This is a genomic window from Streptomyces melanogenes, from assembly GCF_014649795.1.
Taxonomy (GTDB): domain Bacteria; phylum Actinomycetota; class Actinomycetes; order Streptomycetales; family Streptomycetaceae; genus Streptomyces; species Streptomyces noboritoensis.
This window is the reverse complement of the sequence record NZ_BMTS01000003.1, coordinates 454,190-467,925: the sequence shown is the minus strand read 5'-3', so window position 1 is coordinate 467,925 and position 13,736 is coordinate 454,190. Positions and strand designations below refer to the sequence as shown.

Below are 13,736 nucleotides of genomic sequence, written 5' to 3'. Positions count from 1 at the left end.
ACGGAGCGTTGCGGCGGACGGCCTACACCCTTACGGCGTACGGCGTACGCCCTGCGCGAGTTCACCCGCGAGGGCGCGCACGGCGGCCAGCCCGCTCGCGTGGTCCGGCGCGTCCAGCATCCGCTGGACGAAGGCCGAGCCGACGATCACGCCGTCGGAGAAGGCCGCGACCTCCCGGGCCTGCTCGGCGTTGGAGACGCCGAGGCCGACGCAGACCGGCAGGCTGGTGGTGGCCCGGGTGCGCCGCACCAGGTCCTCGGCCTGTGCGCCGACCGACGCGCGCGTGCCGGTGACTCCCATCAGCGACGCCGCGTACACGAAGCCGGAACCGGCGGCCGTGATCGTCGCGAGCCGCTCGTCCTTGCTGCTGGGCGCGACCACGAAGACCGTGCCCAGGCCGTGCTTGTCGGCGTGCTCGCGCCACAGCGCGGACTCCTGGACCGGCAGGTCGGGCAGGATGCACCCGGCGCCGCCCGCCTCGGCCAGCTCGGCGGTGAAGCGCTCCACGCCGTACCGGTCGATGGGGTTCCAGTACGTCATCACCAGGACCGGCTTGCCGGTGGCCGCGTGGGCCTCGCGGACCGTGCGCAGCACGTCGGCGATCTTCACCCCGCCCTTGAGCGCGATGTCGTCGGCGGTCTGGATGACCGGCCCGTCCAGGACCGGGTCGCTGTGCGGCAGACCGACCTCGACCACGTCCGCGCCGCCGTCGAAGACGGCCTTGATCGCCTCGATGCCGCCGTCGACGGTCGGGAACCCGGCCGGGAGGTAGGCGATGAGCGCGGCCCGGTCCTCGGCCTTCGCCTTGGCGAGGGTGTCGCTCAGCAGTTGTACGTTCCCGCTCACTTCGCGTCCCCCTCGGCCCCGTTGTCGTACAGCCCGAAGTAGCGGGCCGCCGTGTCCATGTCCTTGTCGCCGCGCCCGGAGAGGTTGACCAGGAGCAGCCCGTCCTTGCCGAGCTCGCGGCCGACTTCGAGGGCGCCCGCGAGCGCGTGCGCGGACTCGATCGCCGGGATGATGCCCTCGGTGCGCGAGAGCAGCCGCAGCGCCTGCATGGCCGCGTCGTCGGTGACCGCGCGGTACTCGCCGCGGCCGGTGTCCTTGAGGTAGGAGTGCTCCGGGCCGATGCCCGGGTAGTCCAGACCGGCCGAGATCGAGTAGGGCTCGGTGATTTGGCCCTCGTCGTCCTGGAGTACGTACGAACGCGAGCCGTGCAGGATGCCCGGCTCGCCCGCGGTCAGGGTCGCCGCGTGCTCGCCGCTCTCGATGCCGTGCCCGGCGGGCTCGCAGCCGATGAGGCGGACGTCCGCGTCCGGGATGAAGGCGTGGAAGAGCCCGATGGCGTTGGAGCCGCCGCCGACGCAGGCCACGGCCGCGTCCGGGAGCCGTCCGGCGCGTTCCAGGATCTGGCGGCGGGCCTCGACACCGATGACCCGGTGGAAGTCGCGGACCATGGCCGGGAACGGGTGCGGGCCCGCGACCGTGCCGAACAGGTAGTGCGTGCGGTCCACGTTGGCGACCCAGTCGCGGAACGCCTCATTGATGGCGTCCTTGAGGGTGCGGCTGCCGGACTTCACGGGGACGACCTCGGCGCCGAGCATCCGCATCCGGGCGACGTTCAGCGCCTGGCGCTGGGTGTCGACCTCGCCCATGTAGATGGTGCATTCGAGGCCGAAGAGGGCGCAGGCGGTCGCGGTGGCGACGCCGTGCTGGCCCGCGCCGGTCTCGGCGATGACGCGGGTCTTGCCCATGCGCTTGGTGAGCAGCGCCTGGCCGAGCACGTTGTTGATCTTGTGCGAGCCGGTGTGGTTCAGGTCCTCGCGCTTGAGGAAGACCCGGGCGCCGCCCGCGTGCTCGGCGAACCGGGGCACCTCGGTGAGGGCGCTGGGGCGGCCGGTGTAGTTGACCATGAGGTCGTTGAGCTCGGCGGCGAAGGCGGGGTCGGCCTTGGCCTTCTCGTACTCGACGGCGACCTCGTCCACGGCGGCGACCAGCGCCTCGGGGATGAACTTGCCGCCGAACTCGCCGAAGTAGCCCTCGGGTGTGGGGACTTGGCCCTCGGGGTCGGGAATGAAGAACTCGTGGGACATGGGGATACCTCCCCGGGGCGCGTTTGGCCCCGGTCCTGGGTTACGTGTGGTCACGAGTGCGCCCAGGCGCCGCCGTACTGAACCGAGTGCGCGACTGCAGGCCCGTGGTGGGCTGGTCGCGCCCGCGCGACGGAGTCGCATATCGATACAGCCCCGCGCCCCTAAGGGCATGCGGGGTGCTCAGTTCAGGCGGCGCTCAGGGCACCACGCCATCGCATCCCGTTGACCTGGCCCGGCTCGTCGCCGATCACGTAGCGCACCCGGCGCCCGTGCACCCGGCGCGCCGGAGCGCGGCAGCCGCGGGGGCGGCAGCCGGGGGCGAGTCGGGCGGCAATGGGCATGGTGAGGTCAGTTCCGTCCGTGGCGCAGGGCCGGGTGGGCGCCCGCGGCGACCAGGTCCGCGACGGCTCCGCGGGGGTCCTTGCCGGTGACCAGGGACTCGCCGACCAGGACGGCGTCCGCGCCCGCGTTGGCGTACGCGATCAGGTCGTGCGGGCCGCGCACGCCGGACTCGGCGATCTTCACGATGTGCGAGGGGATCTCGGGGGCGACGCGCTCGAAGGTGGTGCGGTCGACCTTGAGGGTCTTCAGGTCGCGCGCGTTGACGCCGATGATCTTCGCGCCCGCGTCGACCGCCCGCTCGACCTCTTCCTCGTCGTGCACCTCGACCAGCGGGGTGAGCCCGATGGACTCGGCCCGCTCGATCAGCGAGACCAGCGCGGGCTGCTCCAGGGCGGAGACGATCAGGAGCGCCAGGTCGGCCCCGTACGCCCGGGCCTCCCACAGCTGGTACGCGGTGACGATGAAGTCCTTGCGCAGCACCGGGATGTCGACCTTGGCCCGGACGGCCTCCAGGTCGGCGAGCGAGCCGCCGAAGCGGCGCTCCTCGGTGAGCACGGAGATGACGGCGGCGCCGCCCGCCTCGTAGTCGGCGGCGAGGCCCGCGGGGTCCGCGATGGCCGCGAGCGCGCCCTTGGACGGGCTGGAGCGCTTGACCTCGCAGATGACCTTGACGCCGTCGCCGCGCAGGGCCGCGACGCCGTCCCGAGCCTGGGGCGCCTTGGCGGCGCGCTCCTTGAGCTCGTCGAGGCCGACCCGCGCCTGCCGCTCCGCCAGATCGGCGCGGACGCCCTCGATGATCTCGTCGAGCACACTCACGCGAGCGGCCCCCTTCCAGAACGGTGACGTTGACGATCGGCCAGGATCAGCCATGACGATGGTATCCGCACCGAGGCGAAGGGCTCGCATCCGGTTGACGCCCGTCCCACTCCTCGGACAGCCGGGACGTGGGGAGATATACGGAATGTCACGGCGCCAGCACAGACCCGAACGGTAGATTCCGGACAACTGAGAAGACCAGCAGCAGCGCGCCGACACCCCACCAATGGGCGTCCTTGAGGTCCACACGGAAGGGAAGCCCGCGCGCGGCGCGCACGGCCCAGACCACCCACAGGACCGCGAAGAGCACATAACCGGCCACCGCGAGCGCGTTGGCCCCGAGGGCCGCGCCGAAATGGCCGGTGATGAAGTCGTGGGCGCTGCGCAGACCGCCGCAGCCCGGGCAGTAGATGCCGGTGAGCCGCAGCAGCGGGCAGACGGGGTAGTGGCCGGGCTCGTTCGGGTCGACCGCGCCCACGTACGCGAAGGCGGCGGCGACCCCGGCCAGGGTGCCCAGCGGCACGAGCAGCCGGCGCGCGGCGGCGGGGGCCGCCGGGGCGGGCGTCGGGGTCGGGGTGGCGTCCACGCGGTGATTGTCCCCGTTCACGCGGAGAGGCGCAGCCCCAGGGGGCCGCGCCTCATCCACGTACGGCGTCCGTCGGCTCAGCGGGCCTCGGCGAGGCGGGCGCGGGCCTTGAGACCGGCCTCCTCGCGGGCCGCGGCCATCTCGGCGGACTCCTTGGGGGTGCCCATACCCATCATCTTCATGATGCCGCCGACGACCGCGCCGAGCAGGGTGAGCGCCGTACCGGCCCAGAAGCCGATCGGGTTGGCGGCGACGATGAAGACCGAGGCCGCGCAGAACCCGATGAAGGAGATGATCGAACCGGTCCAGGCGGCCGGGGTGTGTCCGTGGCCGCCGCTGCTGCCCGCCATGAGTTGCTCCTCGTTGGTGAATCTCTGGGTCGCGGAGACGGCCGCCACGTCCCGGGGGACGCCGACCGTTCACCGACCATTGTCGCGCACCCGCGCGCGTGCCCCGAGCCCGGGGCCCGTGGGGCGCCTCACACTCCGGTCGGGTCCTCGCCCCGGTCCAGGGCCTTCCACAGCTCCTCGGGCCGCTCCGGGTCCTTGACCGCGCGGGGCTTGCGGGCGCGGGGGCTGCCGTCGCGTTCGTAGCGCCCGCCCATCGCGGGCCAGGCGGCGCCGAACCGCAGCGCGAGCAGCCCGGCGATCAGGAGCAGCAGACCGCCCGCGAAGGTGACGTAGGGCCAGGCGGTGTGGGTGAGGCCGCTGATGGTCTCGGCGGCGTCGCCGCTGGTCCTGGCGGCCTTCTCGTCCAGCGCGGCGCTGTCGTCGGCGCCGAGGAAGGCGGCGAGCGCGGCTCCGGCGCCGCTCAGTGCGAGCAGCCCGGAGACGAGGAGGCGGCCGGCCCGGCGAACGGCGAAGACCGCCACGAGCGCGGCGAGCCCGACTATCGCGAGCGCGGCGGGCACGCCCGTGACGTTCTGTCCGGTGGCGCGCAGCGGCACGGAGCCGCCCCCGACCGCGGCGTGGCCCTCGGCCCAGGTCTGCCCGGAGGCGAGCAGGACGACGGCGGCGCCGGCCGCGGCGAGGAGGAGGGCGGCGGCGAGGGTGCGACGGCCTCCGGCGCGGGCGGGTGACGCGGAATCGGCACGCGACTGGGGTACGGGTACGGCACTCACGTACTCCACTATCGCCTGCGCGGCGGTGATCTTGTCAGCCGGGGGCGGGTTTATGGCGGGAACAGTTCGGCTGCGGACCGTGGATGGCTGGTCGCGCAGTTCCCCGCGCCCCTGAGAGGGCCCTCCGGGCCCATCCAAGGAGCGCGGGCCTAGCCGTTGAGTCGGTTCGCCGTGTGCACGGCCCGCAGCACCGCCGCCGCCTTGTTGCGGCACTCGTTGTCCTCCGAGATCGGGTCGGAGTCGGCCACGACCCCCGCTCCGGCCTGGACGTACGCCGTGCCGTCGCGCAGCAGCGCGGTGCGGATCGCGATGGCGGTGTCGGAGTCCCCGGCGAAGTCGAGGTAGCCGACGCAGCCGCCGTAGAGGCCGCGGCGGCTCGGCTCCAGCTCCTCGATGATCTGCATCGCGCGCGGCTTGGGCGCGCCGGAGAGGGTTCCGGCGGGGAAGCACGCGGTGAGCACGTCGAAGGCGGTACGGCCCGGGGCGACCCGGCCGGTCACGGTCGACACGATGTGCATGACGTGCGAGTACCGCTCGACCGACATGAAGTCGACGACCTCGACGCTGCCCGGCTCGCAGACCCGGCCCAGGTCGTTGCGGCCCAGGTCCACCAGCATCAGGTGCTCGGCCCGCTCCTTGGGGTCGGCGAGCAGCTCCTCGGCCAGGTCGTTGTCCTCCTGCGGGGTGGCGCCCCGGTGCCGGGTGCCGGCGATCGGGTGGACCATGGCCCGCCCGTCCTCGACCTTGACCAGCGCCTCGGGGCTCGACCCCACGACGTCGAAGCCGTCGAAGCGGAAGAGGTACATGTACGGGGACGGGTTGGTGGCCCGCAGCACCCGGTAGACGTCGAGCGCGGAGGCACTGCACGGCGTCTCGAACCGCTGCGAGGGCACCACCTGGAAGGCCTCGCCCGCGCGGATGCGCTCCTTGATGTCCTCGACGGCGTCCTGGTAGGCCTTGCCGCCCCACAGCGCGGTGTACTCGGGCAGCTCGGACGGCGGGAGTGCGGCGGGCGCGTACTCGACCGGCTTCGCCAGGTCCGCCTCCATGGCGTCGAGCCGGGCCACGGCGTCCGCGTAGGCCTCGTCGACGCCGGTGTCCAGGTCGTTGTGGTTGATCGCGTTGGCGATCAGGAGCACCGACCCGGCCCAGTGGTCGAGCACGGCGAGGTCGGAGGTGAGCAGCATGGTCAGCTCGGGCAGCCGCAGGTCGTCGCGGCCGTGCTCGCCGATCTTCTCCAGCCTGCGCACGATGTCGTATCCGAGGTAGCCGACCATGCCGCCGGTGAACGGCGGCATCCCGGCCGCCAGGTCGCGCGGGGTGTGCAGCGCCTCGACGGTGGCCCGCAGCGCCTCCAGCGGGTCGCCCGAGGTGGGGACGCCGACGGGCGGGGTGCCCAGCCAGTGGGCCTCGCCGTCGCGGGCGGTGAGCGTGGCGGCGGAGCGCACGCCCACGAACGAGTAGCGCGACCAGGACCGGCCGTTCTCGGCGGACTCCAGGAGGAAGGTGCCGGGCCGCTCGGCGGCCAGCTTCCGGTAGAGCCCGACGGGGGTGTCGCCGTCCGCGAGGAGGCGGCGGCTGACCGGGATGACGCGGCGGTCCACCGCGAGCTTGCGGAAGGTTTCGAGATCCATGGCGCGACCCTACTGACCGGCGGCGGGCAGCAGGACGTCGGCGTCGAAGCATGTCCGATCCCCGGTGTGGCAGGCCGCCCCGACCTGGTCGACCTTGACGAGGAGGGTGTCCCCGTCGCAGTCGAGCGCGACGGACTTCACGTGCTGGAAATGCCCGGAAGTGTCCCCCTTCACCCAGTACTCGTTCCGGCTGCGCGACCAGTAGGTGCAGCGGCCGGTGGTCAGGGTGCGGTGCAGGGCCTCGTCGTCCATCCAGCCGAGCATGAGCACCTCGCCGGTGTCGTACTGCTGGGCGATGGCCGGGACCAGTCCATCGGCGGTCCGCTTCAGGCGGGCGGCGACGGCGGGGTCGAGAGTGCTGGTCATGGCCCCATTGTGCCGTGGCTCGGGGGCGCTCCGGCGGTGCGTCCACTGGGCGGACGTGGGTACGGGTCGTACGCTGGCCCCCATGTCGACCCATGCCAAGCGTGAACGGCTGCTGCTCGCCGACCTGTTGGAGGCGGCGGGTCCCGAGGCCCCGACCCTCTGCGAGGGCTGGACCGCGCGCGACCTCGCGGCGCATCTGGTGGTCCGCGAGCGCCGCCTCGACGCGGCCGGCGGGATAATCCTGGGCGCGCTGAAGCCCCGGCTGGACCGGGTGCAGGCGGAGTTCGCCGCGAAGCCGTACGAGGAGCTGGTGCGGCTGTTCCGTACGGGGCCGCCGAAGTACTCGCCGTACAACCTCAAGCAGGTGGACGAGGGGGCGAACGCGGTCGAGTTCTACGTCCATGGCGAGGACGTCCGCCGGGCCCAGCCGGACTGGACGCCGCGGCCGGTCGATCCGGTGTTCTCGGACGTGCTGTGGTCGCGGCTGGAGCGGATGGCGCGGGTGATGGGGCGGCGGTCGCCGGTGGGGCTGGTGCTGCGGCGCCCCGACGGCCAGACGGCTGTGGCCCGCCGGGGCGCGCCCGTGGTGACGGTCACGGGCGAGCCGTCGGAACTGGCCCTGTTCGCGTCGGGTCGCCAGGCGGCGGCGGATGTCGAGATCGAGGGCGAGAAGTCGGCGACGACGCGGGCGCTGGAAGCGAAGCTGGGGGTTTGATCCCGGGGTTTTGACCCCCACCCCGCCCCTTCCCGAAAGCCCTCTGGCGGGCGGCCGGGTGGTGGGTCGGGGCGGGCTGCCAGGGGCTTCGCCCCCGGACCCCCTGTCTCTTTCTGCGGACCGTGCTGGGTTGCTCGCGCAGTTCCCCGCGCCCCTAAAAGCGCCCCTCCGGGCCGCCCCGGGGATTGCCGCGCAGCGGCATCCAAGGGGCGCGGGGAACTGCGCGACCAGCCAGCCACGGTCCGCAGACGACGAACCCGGCCGTCCGCCAGAGGACTTTCGGGAAGGGGCGGGGTGGGGAAAAATCAGCGCACCGGGTGGCCCGCCGACCGCAGCGCTTCCTTCACGTCCCCGATCCGCAGATCCCCGAAGTGGAACACCGACGCCGCCAGGACCGCGTCCGCGCCCGCCGCCACCGCCGGGGCGAAGTCGGCGAGGCGGCCCGCGCCGCCCGAGGCGATCACCGGCACGGACACATGCCGGCGGACCGCCGAGATCATCTCGACGTCGTACCCGTCCTTCGTCCCGTCCGCGTCCATAGAGTTGAGCAGGATCTCCCCCGCCCCCAGCTCCGCCGCCCGGTGCGCCCACTCCACCGCGTCGAGACCGGTCCCCCGGCGCCCGCCGTGCGTGGTGACCTCGAAGGACCCGGACGGGGTGCGGCGCGCGTCGACCGACAGGACGAGCACCTGGCGCCCGAAGCGCTCCGCGATCTCGCGGATGAGGTCGGGGCGCTCGATCGCCGCCGTGTTGACGCCCACCTTGTCCGCCCCGGCCCGCAGCAGCTTGTCCACGTCGTCCGCCGAGCGGACCCCGCCGCCCACCGTCAGGGGGATGAAGACCTGCTCGGCGGTGCGCCGCACCACGTCGTAGGTCGTCTCCCGGTTGCCCGAGGACGCCGTGATGTCCAGGAACGTCAGCTCGTCCGCGCCCTCGGCGTCGTACAGCTTGGCCATCTCGACCGGGTCGCCCGCGTCGCGCAGGTTCTGGAAGTTGACACCCTTCACCACCCGGCCGTTGTCGACGTCCAGGCAGGGGATGACTCGGACCGCGAGGGTCATGCGGGGGCTCCTCGGAAAGCGTCTACTTCTACTTCGACCAGCACGCGCGGGTCGACCAGACCCGACACGATGACCAGCGTGGCCGCCGGACGGACGGCGCCGAAGAGCTCCTTGTGGGCCCGGCCCGCCTCGTCGATGTCCCGCGCGTGGGTCAGATACATCCGGGTGCGGACCACGGACTCGACCCCGAGCCCGAACTCCGCGAGCGCGGCGAGGGCGTTCGAGAAGGCCACCATGGCCTGCTCGTACGGGTCGCCCTCGCCGTACAGCACCGTGCCCTTGAACGGCGTGGTGCCGGCGACATGCACATGGTCGCCCGCGGCGACGGCGCGCGCGAAGCCGATCGTGTCCTCCCAGGGGGTGGGAACGTCACTCTGCACACGCCGTACGTCGCTCATCGGGACACAGCCTCCAGGGCCTCTTCGAGGGTGAACGCCTTCGCGTACAGGGCCTTGCCCACGATGGCGCCCTCCACACCCTGCCCCACGAGCTCCGCGATCGCCCGCAGGTCATCGAGCGAGGAGACGCCACCCGAGGCCACCACCGGCTTGTCGGTGGCCGCGCAGACGTTGCGCAGCAGCTCCAGGTTGGGGCCGGTGAGCGTGCCGTCCTTGGCGATGTCGGTGACCACGTACCGCGCGCAGCCCTCGGCGTCGAGGCGCGCCAGCGTCTCGTAGAGGTCGCCGCCGTCACGCGTCCAGCCGCGGCCGCGCAGGGTCGTGCCCCGTACGTCCAGACCGACCGCGATCTTGTCGCCGTACTCCGCGATGACCTTGGCCACCCATTCGGGGGTCTCCAGGGCCGCGGTGCCCAGGTTGACGCGGCGGCAGCCGGTGGCGAGCGCGGCCTCCAGGGAGGCGTCGTCGCGGATGCCGCCGGACAGCTCCACCTTGATGTCCATCGCGCCCGCGACCTCCGCGATCAGCGCGCGGTTGTCGCCGGTGCCGAAGGCCGCGTCCAGGTCCACCAGGTGCAGCCACTCGGCGCCGGAGGCCTGCCAGGCCAGCGCCGCCTGGAGCGGGGAGCCGTAGGAGGTCTCCGAACCGGACTCGCCGTGGACGAGGCGGACGGCCTGGCCGTCGCGGACGTCGACGGCGGGCAGGAGTTCGAGCTTCTTGGTGGACATCAGAGCGTGCCAATCCAGTTGGTGAGCAGCTGGGCGCCGGCGTCGCCGGACTTCTCGGGGTGGAACTGGGTCGCCCACAGCGCGCCGTTCTCCACCGCGGCCACGAACGGCTCGCCGTGGGTGGCCCAGGTGACCCGGGGCGCGCGGATCCTGGGGTTGGTGACCTCCAGGCTCCAGTCGTGCACCGCGTACGAGTGCACGAAGTAGAACCGGGCGTCGGCGTCCAGGCCCGCGAACAGGTCGCTGTCCTCGGGGGCCTTGACCGTGTTCCAGCCCATGTGCGGGACGATCGGCGCCTTCAGCGGCCCGACCGTGCCGGGCCACTCGTCCAGGCCCTCGGTCTCCACGCCGTGCTCGATGCCCCGCTCGAAGAGGATCTGCATGCCGACACAGATGCCCATCACCGGGCGGCCGCCGGACAGGCGCCGGCCCACGATCCAGTCGCCGCGCGCCTCGCGCAGCCCCTGCATACAGGCGGAGAAGGCGCCGACGCCGGGGACGAGCAGCCCGTCGGCGTTCATGGCCTCATCGAAGTCACGGGTGATCTCGACGTCCGCGCCGACGTGGGCGAGGGCGCGCTCGGCGGAGCGGACGTTGCCGAAGCCGTAGTCGAAGACCACGACCTTCTTGGCGGCGGTGCCCGGGCTCAATTCCACACCTCCAGCCGCAGGACGCCCGCGACCAGGCAGAGCGCCGAGCTGATCGCGAGGAGCGTGATCAGGCTCTTGGACATCTCCTGCTTGATGAAGGAGTAGACGCCGCCCGCGAGGAAGAGCCCGAGGACGATGAGGATGGTGTTGAGGCCGTTCACAGCGCGCCCTTGGTCGAAGGAAGGATGCCCGCGGCACGCGGGTCGTGCTCGGATGCGTAGCGCAGCGCCCGGGCCAGCGCCTTGAACTGGCACTCCACGATGTGGTGCGCGTTGCGCCCGTACGGGACGTGGACGTGCAGGGCGATCTGCGCCTGCGCCACGAAGGACTCCAGGATGTGCCGGGTCATCGTGGTGTCGTACTCGCCGATCATCGGCGCCATGTTCTCGGGCTCGGTGTGCACCAGGTACGGGCGGCCGGAGAGGTCCACGGTCACCTGGGCGAGTGACTCGTCGAGGGGGACCGTGCAGTTGCCGAAGCGGTAGATGCCGACCTTGTCGCCGAGCGCCTGCTTGAAGGCGGCGCCGAGCGCGAGGGCGGTGTCCTCGATGGTGTGGTGCGAGTCGATGTGCAGGTCGCCGTCGGTCTTGACCGTGAGGTCGAAGAGGCCGTGGCGGCCGAGCTGGTCGAGCATGTGGTCGTAGAAGCCGACTCCCGTCGACACGTCGACCTTTCCGGTCCCGTCGAGGTCGATCTCGACGAGGACGGACGTCTCCTTGGTGGTGCGTTCGACACGGCCGACGCGGCTCATGCGCTCTGCTCCTTCTTGAGTTGACGGACCGCGTCCAGGAACGCGTCGTTCTCGGTGGGGGTGCCGGCGGTGACGCGCAGCCACCCGGGCACCCCGTTGTCACGGACCAGGACGCCCTGGTCGAGGATCCGCTGCCAGGCGGCGTGCGCATCCTCGAAGCGGCCGAACTGGACGAAGTTGGCGTCCGAGTCGGTCACCTCGTACCCGGCCGTCCGCAGCTCGGTGACCAGCCGGTCCCGCTCCCGCTTGAGCTGCTCGACGTAGCCGAGCAGCGTGTCGGTGTGCTCCAGGGCCGCGAGCGCGGTCGCCTGGGTGACGGCGGAGAGGTGGTAGGGCAGCCGGACGAGCTGGACCGCGTCGACCACCGCCGGGTGCGCGGCGAGGTAGCCCAGGCGCAGCCCGGCGGCGCCGAACGCCTTGGACATGGTCCGCGAGACGACCAGGTGGGGGCGGCCCTCGATGAGCGGCAGCAGCGAGTCGCGGTGGCTGAACTCGACGTACGCCTCGTCGACGACCACCAGGGACGGCTTGGCGGCCTGGGCGGCCTCGTAGAGCGCCAGAACCGTTTCGGCTTCGACCGCCGTGCCGGTGGGGTTGTTGGGCGAGGTGATGAAGACGACGTCCGGCGCGTTCCGCGCGATCGCCTGCTCGGCGGCCGCCACGTCGATCGTGAAGTCCTCGTTGCGCGGGCCGGAGATCCAGCCGGTGCCGGTGCCGCGCGCGATGAGGCCGTGCATCGAGTACGAGGGCTCGAAGCCGATGGCGGTGCGGCCGGGGCCGCCGAAGGTCTGCAGCAGCTGCTGGATGACCTCGTTGGAGCCGTTGGCCGCCCAGACGTTCTCGACGCCGACGGGGTGGCCGCCGGTGCGGGTGAGGTAGCGGGCGAGCTCGGTGCGCAGCTCCACCGCGTCCCGGTCGGGGTAGCGGTTGAGGCCGCGCGCGGCCTCGGCGACCCGCTCGGCGATCCGCGCGACCAGCGGCTCGGGCAGCGGGTACGGGTTCTCGTTGGTGTTCAGCTGGACGGGCACGTCCAACTGGGGCGCGCCGTAAGGCGACTTGCCGCGCAGCTCGTCGCGTACGGGCAGGTCGTCCAGGGTCAGTCGGTCGGTCACTGGCCGGGCACCTTCCATCCGAACCGCGCCTTCAGCGCCGCCCCGTGCGCGGGCAGGTCCTCGGCCTCCGCGAGGGTGACCACGTGGTGGGCGACCTCGGCGAGGGCGTCCCGGCTGTAGTCGACGATGTGGATGCCCTTGAGGAAGGACTGGACCGACAGGCCCGAGGAGTGGCAGGCGCAGCCGCCGGTGGGCAGCACGTGGTTGGAGCCCGCGCAGTAGTCGCCGAGCGAGACCGGGGCCCACGGGCCGACGAAGATCGCGCCCGCGTTGCGGACCCGGCCGGCCACGGCGGCGGCGTCGGCGGTCTGGATCTCCAGGTGCTCCGCGCCGTACGCGTCGACCACCTTGAGGCCCTGCTCCAGGCCGTCGACCAGGACGATCGCGGACTGCCTGCCCGCCAGCGCGGGCTTGATCCGGTCCTCGACGTGCTTGGTCGCCGCGACCTGCGGCTCCAGCTCGCGCTCCACCGCGTCGGCGAGCGCCGCGCAGTCGGTGACCAGGACGGCGGCCGCCATCGGGTCGTGCTCGGCCTGGCTGATCAGGTCGGCGGCGACGTGCGCCGGGTCGGCGGTCTCGTCCGCGAGCACGGCGATCTCGGTCGGTCCGGCCTCGGTGTCGATGCCGATGCGGCCGGTGAAGTAGCGCTTGGCGGCGGCGACCCAGATGTTGCCGGGGCCGGTCACCATGTTCGCGGACGCACACTCCTCGGTGCCGTACGCGAACATCGCGACGGCCTGGGCGCCGCCCGCCGCGTACACCTCGTCGACGCCGAGCAGCGCGCACGCGGCGAGGATCGTCGGGTGCGGCAGTCCGCCGAACTCCTTCTGCGGCGGGGAGGCCAGTGCGATGGACTCGACGCCCGCCTCCTGGGCCGGGACCACGTTCATCACCACGGACGACGGGTACACCGACCGGCCGCCCGGCGCGTAGAGCCCCACGCGCTCGACCGGCACCCACTTCTCGGTGACCGTGCCGCCGGGCACCACCTGAGTGGTGTGCTCGGTGCGGCGCTGGGCGCGGTGGACGGTCCTGGCGCGCCGGATGGACTCCTCGAGGGCGGCCTTGACCTGCGGGTCGAGCTTCTCCAGGGCCTCGGCGAGCGCCTCGGCGGGCACCCGGATCCGCTCCAGGGTCACTCCGTCGAACTTCTCCGCGTACTCGATCAGCGCCGCCGTGCCGCGATGATGCACGTCCTCGCAGATGGGCCGCACCTTCTCCAGGGCGGCTTCCACGTCGAACTCGGCACGGGGCAGCAGGTCGCGCAGGGCGCCACCCTCGGGGAGGGCGTTGCCGCGCAGATCGATTCGAGAGATCACGGAACCAATTCTCTCAGACCGCATCGCGCCACCGATCGCCCGTATCAC

18 protein-coding genes are annotated in these 13,736 nt (G+C 72.5%); 1 reads left to right on the top strand and 17 read right to left on the bottom strand.

Annotated elements, in window-relative coordinates:
• Positions 1–30: 30 nt before the first annotated feature.
• From trpA to hisI, 9 genes are all read right to left on the bottom strand, one after another.
• A complete protein-coding gene (trpA, locus tag IE252_RS09190) occupies positions 31–846 on the bottom strand; it encodes a tryptophan synthase subunit alpha (protein ID WP_190088811.1) in 816 nt (271 codons plus the stop codon).
• Positions 843–2,090: a tryptophan synthase subunit beta gene (gene trpB, locus IE252_RS09185; protein ID WP_190088810.1), complete on the bottom strand. Its 1,248-nt coding sequence runs from the start codon at positions 2,088–2,090 to the stop codon at positions 843–845. Before trpB ends, trpA begins: the two co-directional genes overlap by 4 nt.
• 185 nt (positions 2,091–2,275) lie before the next feature.
• Positions 2,276–2,431, bottom strand: coding sequence for a tryptophan biosynthesis modulator TrpM (trpM, locus tag IE252_RS09180; protein WP_190088809.1), 156 nt, complete (start codon positions 2,429–2,431; stop codon positions 2,276–2,278).
• A 7-nt stretch (positions 2,432–2,438) separates the two neighbouring features.
• On the bottom strand, positions 2,439–3,248 hold the full coding sequence (gene trpC, locus IE252_RS09175; RefSeq protein ID WP_190088808.1) for an indole-3-glycerol phosphate synthase TrpC: 810 nt from the start codon (positions 3,246–3,248) through the stop codon (positions 2,439–2,441).
• 148 nt (positions 3,249–3,396) lie between these two features.
• The gene (locus tag IE252_RS09170) at positions 3,397–3,834 is read right to left on the bottom strand and encodes a DUF2752 domain-containing protein (RefSeq protein WP_229848131.1); all 438 of its coding nucleotides are present in this window, start codon (positions 3,832–3,834) and stop codon (positions 3,397–3,399) included.
• Positions 3,835–3,911: 77 nt separating this feature from the next.
• Positions 3,912–4,184: an HGxxPAAW family protein gene (locus tag IE252_RS09165; RefSeq protein WP_190088807.1), complete on the bottom strand. Its 273-nt coding sequence runs from the start codon at positions 4,182–4,184 to the stop codon at positions 3,912–3,914.
• Positions 4,185–4,312: 128 nt separating this feature from the next.
• Entirely contained in the window at positions 4,313–4,963 is a 651-nt protein-coding gene (locus IE252_RS09160) for a TIGR02234 family membrane protein (RefSeq protein WP_190088806.1), read from the bottom strand.
• 140 nt (positions 4,964–5,103) lie between these two features.
• On the bottom strand, positions 5,104–6,588 hold the full coding sequence (locus tag IE252_RS09155; protein ID WP_190088805.1) for an anthranilate synthase component I: 1,485 nt from the start codon (positions 6,586–6,588) through the stop codon (positions 5,104–5,106).
• A 9-nt stretch (positions 6,589–6,597) separates the two neighbouring features.
• Positions 6,598–6,954 (bottom strand): phosphoribosyl-AMP cyclohydrolase, encoded by a 357-nt coding sequence (gene hisI, locus IE252_RS09150; protein ID WP_101387889.1) that lies wholly within the window; start codon positions 6,952–6,954, stop codon positions 6,598–6,600.
• A gap of 82 nt (positions 6,955–7,036) precedes the next feature.
• Between hisI and IE252_RS09145 the strand changes: the two genes are divergently transcribed.
• Positions 7,037–7,669 carry a TIGR03085 family metal-binding protein gene (locus tag IE252_RS09145; RefSeq protein WP_190088804.1) on the top strand — a complete coding sequence of 211 codons (633 nt, stop codon included), beginning with the start codon at positions 7,037–7,039 and terminating at the stop codon, positions 7,667–7,669.
• 305 nt (positions 7,670–7,974) lie between these two features.
• Here the strand turns inward: IE252_RS09145 and hisF are convergent, their stop codons facing one another.
• The 8 genes from hisF to hisD are packed head-to-tail and all read right to left on the bottom strand — an operon-like array spanning position 7,975 to position 13,688.
• Positions 7,975–8,730 (bottom strand): imidazole glycerol phosphate synthase subunit HisF, encoded by a 756-nt coding sequence (gene hisF / locus IE252_RS09140; protein WP_190088803.1) that lies wholly within the window; start codon positions 8,728–8,730, stop codon positions 7,975–7,977.
• Entirely contained in the window at positions 8,727–9,128 is a 402-nt protein-coding gene (locus IE252_RS09135) for a RidA family protein (protein ID WP_190088802.1), read from the bottom strand. Before IE252_RS09135 ends, hisF begins: the two co-directional genes overlap by 4 nt.
• Entirely contained in the window at positions 9,125–9,856 is a 732-nt protein-coding gene (gene priA / locus IE252_RS09130) for a bifunctional 1-(5-phosphoribosyl)-5-((5-phosphoribosylamino)methylideneamino)imidazole-4-carboxamide isomerase/phosphoribosylanthranilate isomerase PriA (protein ID WP_190088801.1), read from the bottom strand. The genes IE252_RS09135 and priA overlap by 4 nt, the downstream gene beginning before the upstream one ends.
• Positions 9,856–10,512, bottom strand: coding sequence for an imidazole glycerol phosphate synthase subunit HisH (gene hisH / locus IE252_RS09125; protein WP_190088800.1), 657 nt, complete (start codon positions 10,510–10,512; stop codon positions 9,856–9,858). Before hisH ends, priA begins: the two co-directional genes overlap by 1 nt.
• Positions 10,503–10,667 (bottom strand): CG2302 family histidine operon protein, encoded by a 165-nt coding sequence (locus IE252_RS09120; protein WP_190088799.1) that lies wholly within the window; start codon positions 10,665–10,667, stop codon positions 10,503–10,505. The genes hisH and IE252_RS09120 overlap by 10 nt, the downstream gene beginning before the upstream one ends.
• On the bottom strand, positions 10,664–11,257 hold the full coding sequence (hisB, locus tag IE252_RS09115) for an imidazoleglycerol-phosphate dehydratase HisB (RefSeq protein WP_067158063.1): 594 nt from the start codon (positions 11,255–11,257) through the stop codon (positions 10,664–10,666). Before hisB ends, IE252_RS09120 begins: the two co-directional genes overlap by 4 nt.
• Positions 11,254–12,369 (bottom strand): histidinol-phosphate transaminase, encoded by a 1,116-nt coding sequence (locus tag IE252_RS09110; RefSeq protein WP_373298529.1) that lies wholly within the window; start codon positions 12,367–12,369, stop codon positions 11,254–11,256. The genes hisB and IE252_RS09110 overlap by 4 nt, the downstream gene beginning before the upstream one ends.
• Entirely contained in the window at positions 12,366–13,688 is a 1,323-nt protein-coding gene (hisD, locus tag IE252_RS09105; RefSeq protein ID WP_190088797.1) for a histidinol dehydrogenase, read from the bottom strand. Before hisD ends, IE252_RS09110 begins: the two co-directional genes overlap by 4 nt.
• Positions 13,689–13,736: the final 48 nt, after the last annotated feature.

What these genes read in the sequence shown, in the direction of transcription:
- trpB (WP_190088810.1), bottom strand. Translation starts at nt 2,090, where the DNA reads ATGTCCCACGAGTTCTTCATTCCCGACCCCGAGGGCCAAGTCCCCACA.
- trpM (WP_190088809.1), bottom strand. Translation starts at nt 2,431, where the DNA reads ATGCCCATTGCCGCCCGACTCGCCCCCGGCTGCCGCCCCCGCGGCTGC.
- IE252_RS09165 (WP_190088807.1), bottom strand. Translation starts at nt 4,184, where the DNA reads ATGGCGGGCAGCAGCGGCGGCCACGGACACACCCCGGCCGCCTGGACC.
- IE252_RS09155 (WP_190088805.1), bottom strand. Translation starts at nt 6,588, where the DNA reads ATGGATCTCGAAACCTTCCGCAAGCTCGCGGTGGACCGCCGCGTCATC.
- hisI (WP_101387889.1), bottom strand. Translation starts at nt 6,954, where the DNA reads ATGACCAGCACTCTCGACCCCGCCGTCGCCGCCCGCCTGAAGCGGACC.
- IE252_RS09145 (WP_190088804.1), top strand. Translation starts at nt 7,037, where the DNA reads ATGTCGACCCATGCCAAGCGTGAACGGCTGCTGCTCGCCGACCTGTTG.
- hisF (WP_190088803.1), bottom strand. Translation starts at nt 8,730, where the DNA reads ATGACCCTCGCGGTCCGAGTCATCCCCTGCCTGGACGTCGACAACGGC.
- IE252_RS09135 (WP_190088802.1), bottom strand. Translation starts at nt 9,128, where the DNA reads ATGAGCGACGTACGGCGTGTGCAGAGTGACGTTCCCACCCCCTGGGAG.
- priA (WP_190088801.1), bottom strand. Translation starts at nt 9,856, where the DNA reads ATGTCCACCAAGAAGCTCGAACTCCTGCCCGCCGTCGACGTCCGCGAC.
- hisB (WP_067158063.1), bottom strand. Translation starts at nt 11,257, where the DNA reads ATGAGCCGCGTCGGCCGTGTCGAACGCACCACCAAGGAGACGTCCGTC.